Origin of the sequence: Cryobacterium tepidiphilum, assembly GCF_003716325.1 — a bacterium.
Classification (GTDB): Bacteria; Actinomycetota; Actinomycetes; order Actinomycetales; family Microbacteriaceae; genus Cryobacterium; species Cryobacterium tepidiphilum.
Map to the genome: position 1 here is coordinate 1 of NZ_RDSR01000031.1, position 4,310 is coordinate 4,310.

Sequence of the window (4,310 nt, forward strand, 5' to 3'; positions counted from 1 at the left end):
GGCCTCCAAAAAGTCGTCCTCAAGAAAAACGGCAAGATCGTCGAACTCGGCACCAAGGAACGCACCTTCAACCGGGCCCAACGCCGCGCGATCATGCTCCGCGACGGCGGCTGCATCATCCCCGGCTGTGACATCCCCGCCGCGTGGACAGAAATCCACCACGTCTGGCCCGACCGGGACGGCGGACCCACCCACACCAACAACGGTGTCTGTTTGTGCTGGTTCCACCACCGCACCATCGAAACATCCGGGTGGGAAATCCGCATGATCGACGGGTCCCCACAAATCAAAGCACCACCCTGGATCGACAGAACCGGACGATGGCGACCCGCCACCAAATCACCCACCCGCCTCCTCGACCAACTCGAACAGACCCACGCCTGAACCGGGCATGAACCGCGCCGCCCACATGAACCGCGCCGCCAACATGATGAAGCGGGCCCACATGGCGAAGCGCGCGCATAATGAAGCGGGCGCAGTGAGCCTGACGAGAGCGGCCGTGCGGCGCAACGAATTCCTTCTGTGCGATACGACCACGATAGAGTGACGCTCAGCTCAGGGAAGCTCCACATTCAATGACGACAGAGGATGCATGAACGCCATATCAGCCGCATTGCCCGAGGGTGTGTTCGACGCCCACTTCCACATCGTCGACCCGCGGTTCCCGTTGGTGCCGAACAACGGATTCGTCCCCGACGCCTTCACGGCGGAGGACTACGTGACCCAGGTCGCACCGCTCGGCGTCACCGGCGGTGCCGTCGTCAGCGGTTCCTTCCAGGCATTCGACCAGGGCTACCTCCTCGCCGCGCTCGAGAAGTTGGGGCCCGGTTACGTCGGCGTGACCCAGCTGCCCGCGGACGTGCCCGACGAAACCATCGTGGAACTCGACGATGCGGGCGTGCGCGCGGTGCGCTTCAACCTCTACCGGGGCGGGTCGGCCGGCCTCTCCGAGATCGACCAGCTGGCCCGGCGCGTTCACGCCATTGCCGGCTGGCACAGCGAACTGTACGTCGACGCGAAAGACCTGCCCGACCTGGCCGACACGCTGCGCGGGCTCCCCCAGGTCACCGTCGACCACCTGGGCATGAGCGACGACACGACCGGGACGCTCCTCGACCTCGTAGAGAACGGTCTCGTCGTGAAAGCCACGGGCTTCGGCCGCATGGACGTCTCCGACCCCGAGGCGCTCATGGCGGCGATCGTGAAGGCGAACCCGGCTGGACTGGTCTTCGGCACCGACCTTCCCTCCACGCGCGCGCGTGTCCCCTTCCAGCCCTCCGACCTCGACCGCGTCGCCGACGCCGTGGGCGCCGACCATGTCGAGGCCGTGCTGTCGACCAACGGGCGGGCGCTTTACCGGCTGCCGTAGTCGACCACGGGCGTTCCTGCCTAGGATTCCCCGAAACCGCTCGCGACGAGCTCGGCGAGGGCGTTCACGGCGTCCTCCCCTTCCGGGTCAGCCGACGCGATCGTCACGTCCGTCCCCTGCACCAGGCCGAGCGCCATGATGCCCAGCAGGCTCTTGGCATCCTTGCCGTTCACGGTCACCCGCGCCGCAAACGTGTTGGCGAGCTTGACGAACTCGGCGGCGGGCCGGGCGTGCAGGCCATCCTTGTTGGTGAGGGCCACGGTGCGGCTGAAGCCGGCACCGCCGGCGGCCGGCGCCGCCCCTGCCGGTGCTTCGGAGACCGGTCCGAAGACCGCCGATCGAGCGGATGACTCGACGGCGTCGAGGTCACCCCCGGTCTCCGCCGTGACCGCTGCCGCCACTCCCCCTTCGACGAGCGCCGCATCCACGACCCGCACCCGCGCGCGCAGCACATCATCGAGGAAGTCGAGAGCGGTCTCCGCGGTGAGGATCGCCGAACCCAGGTCACACAACACGGCGACGCCGTGCCCGGCATCCGCCTCGCTGATCGCCGCCGACACCTTCTCGAAGCTCGTCCCGATGCCACCGGCATCGGTACCGCCGGCCGGGACGAGGTTCACGGTCGGCGCCATCTGGCGCGCGAGATCGACGAGTCCCTCGGCGATCAGCGCGCTGTGGGACACGAATACCACGCCGACCTTCCCGTCGCCCACTATCTCTCCCCCGCGACATCCGCGGCGGCCCGCAGCAGCAGTGCCGTGGATGCCGCACCCGGATCGCGATGCCCGATCGCACGTTCGCCGAGGTAGCTGGCCCGGCCCTTGCGGGCTACCAGCGGGTCAGTGGCGATCGCGCCGCCCTCGGCGGCAGCCGCGGCGGCGACGAGCACCGCCGCCGGCCCCGCACCCGCGTCCCGCGCGGCCGCTGCGGCATCCACAGCCGGAGTCCAGGCGTCGATCATGGTCTTGTCACCCGGCTCGGCCTTCCCCCGCAGCACGATCCCGTCCCGGGCCGCCGTCAGCAGGGTGACCACGGCATCCGCATCGAGGTCGTCGCTGCCGGCCACTGCACCGGCCGCTTTCAGGTAGGCCGTGCCGAAGAGCGGCCCCGCCGCTCCCCCTACGGTCGAGATCAGGGTCGTGGCGATGAGCTTCAGCACGTCGGCGGGGGTGGTGTCGGGAGCAAGGTCCCCTGCCTTTGCGAGGGCCGCCTGGAACCCCCGGTCGAGGTTCTCACCGTGATCGCCGTCGCCGATCGCGCGGTCGAGGGTGATCAACTCCACCCGGTGCTCGGCGACCACGGCCGCACTCGTCTCCAGCCAAGCTCGCGCCCACGCACCGTCCAGACCCACGACCGCTCCTCTACATCCCCCACCGCAGCGCGGCGGTGTTCACCGGCGCGTCCCAGAGCGCCGCCATCTCGTCGTCCAGCTTGAGCACCGTGATCGACGCGCCCTGCATCTCCAGTGAGGTCGTGAAATTGCCCACCAGGCTCCGCTCCACGTCGATGCCCTGCTCGGCCAGCGACTCCGCCGCACGCCTGAACAGGATGTACAGCTCGACCTGGGGCGTTCCACCCATGCCGTTGACCATCAGCAGCACCTTGTCACCCGATGCGAACGGGAGGTCCTGAACGATCGGCTCGAGCATGCGGTCGGCGATGGCGTCGGCCGGCTCCAGCTTGATCCGCTCGCGGCCCGGCTCACCGTGGATGCCGATGCCTATCTCGATCTCGTCATCCTCCAGCGTGAAGCTGGGTTCTCCCGCGTGCGGCACGACCGACGGCGTGAGGGCCACGCCCATGGACCGCACCTGCCCGATGACGCGCTCGGCGATGGCTGCGACCTGGTCGAGACTGTCGCCGCGTTCAGCGGCGGCCCCGGCGATCTTCTCGACCAGCACGGTACCGGCGACCCCGCGACGACCGGCCGTATACAGGGAGTCCTTCACCGCGACGTCATCGTTGACCACCACGGACCGCACCTCGACGCCGTCGGCGGCGGCAAGGTCGGCAGCGGTCTCGAAGTTCAGCACATCGCCCGTGTAGTTCTTCACGATGTGGAGCACACCGGCTCCCCCGTCGACGGCCTTCGTGGCCGCGAGAATCGGATCGGGCGTCGGAGACGTGAACACCGGCCCCGGAACGGCCGCGTGGAGCATGCCCGGCCCGACGAAACCACCGTGCAGCGGCTCGTGGCCGCTCCCCCCGCCGCTGACGATGCCGACCTTGCCGGCGACCGGCGCGTCCTGGCGCACGATGAACAGCGGATCCTCCGACACACGAACGAGGTCGGGGTGCGCGGCCGCGAAACCGGCCACCGCCTCGGTGACGACGTTCTTCGGATCGTTGATGAGTTTCTTCACTGGTCTAACCCTTCGATCGAGGTGCGATTCGCGCTTCCTTGCGCGCCCCGGCCCGGCCCGGTCCACTGCTCAACTTACGCTGGCCGCCTCGCTCGGGTAAAGGCCCGGCAGGCCTGTATTTCAACGCATCCGTCGCGCTAGTGTGTACGCATCCGCTCCCCGCCAAGGGCTCCTGACACCAACCGAACCCGAAAAACGTCATCACCCGAAAACCAGAAGGAGTATCACCATGACGGACTACATCCTCTCGATCGACCAGGGAACCACGAGCACGCGGGCCATCATCTTCGACAAGTCCGGCTCCATCGTGTCGACCGGGCAGAAGGAGCATGAGCAGATCTTCCCGAAGGCCGGGTGGGTCGAGCATGATCCGAAGGAGATCTGGGACAACACGCGCGAGGTCATCGGGCAGGCGCTCTCCAAGGCCAACATCACTCGCCACAACATCAAGGCGGTGGGGATCACGAATCAGCGGGAGACCGCGGTGGTGTGGGACAAGACGACGGGTGAGCCGGTCTATAACGCGATCGTGTGGCAGGACACCCGCACGCAGCCGATCGTGGACCGGTTCGCGGCCG

General features: G+C 68.0%; 6 protein-coding genes. 3 read left to right on the plus strand and 3 right to left on the minus strand.

Features of this window, described 5'->3' with window-relative positions; translation table 11 throughout:
* Both EEJ31_RS13935 and EEJ31_RS13690 read left to right on the plus strand, forming a co-directional pair.
* On the plus strand, window positions 1-384 hold a 384-nt coding region (locus EEJ31_RS13935; RefSeq protein ID WP_199727360.1), incomplete at its 5' end, for an HNH endonuclease signature motif containing protein.
* 208 nt (window positions 385-592) lie between these two features.
* Window positions 593-1,369 carry an amidohydrolase family protein gene (locus tag EEJ31_RS13690; protein WP_123046847.1) on the plus strand — a complete coding sequence of 259 codons (777 nt, stop codon included), beginning with the start codon at window positions 593-595 and terminating at the stop codon, window positions 1,367-1,369.
* A gap of 20 nt (window positions 1,370-1,389) precedes the next feature.
* On the opposite strand, the gene dhaM is transcribed toward EEJ31_RS13690, so the two are convergent.
* The 3 genes from dhaM to dhaK are packed head-to-tail and all read right to left on the minus strand — an operon-like array spanning window position 1,390 to window position 3,732.
* The gene (gene dhaM, locus EEJ31_RS13695; RefSeq protein ID WP_233563918.1) at window positions 1,390-2,082 is read right to left on the minus strand and encodes a dihydroxyacetone kinase phosphoryl donor subunit DhaM; all 693 of its coding nucleotides are present in this window, start codon (window positions 2,080-2,082) and stop codon (window positions 1,390-1,392) included.
* Window positions 2,082-2,720, minus strand: a complete 639-nt coding sequence (gene dhaL / locus EEJ31_RS13700) for a dihydroxyacetone kinase subunit DhaL (RefSeq protein ID WP_123046848.1) — start codon at window positions 2,718-2,720, stop codon at window positions 2,082-2,084. Before dhaL ends, dhaM begins: the two co-directional genes overlap by 1 nt.
* Before the next feature lie 10 nt (window positions 2,721-2,730).
* A complete protein-coding gene (dhaK, locus tag EEJ31_RS13705; RefSeq protein ID WP_123046849.1) occupies window positions 2,731-3,732 on the minus strand; it encodes a dihydroxyacetone kinase subunit DhaK in 1,002 nt (333 codons plus the stop codon).
* A gap of 229 nt (window positions 3,733-3,961) precedes the next feature.
* Here dhaK and EEJ31_RS13710 point away from each other — a divergent pair.
* The coding region (locus tag EEJ31_RS13710) for an FGGY family carbohydrate kinase (RefSeq protein WP_267897626.1) at window positions 3,962-4,310 on the plus strand (349 nt) is incomplete at its 3' end.

Excerpts from the sequence above, each read along its gene's own strand:
- EEJ31_RS13690 (WP_123046847.1), top strand. The coding sequence starts at position 593 with ATGAACGCCATATCAGCCGCATTGCCCGAGGGTGTGTTCGACGCCCAC.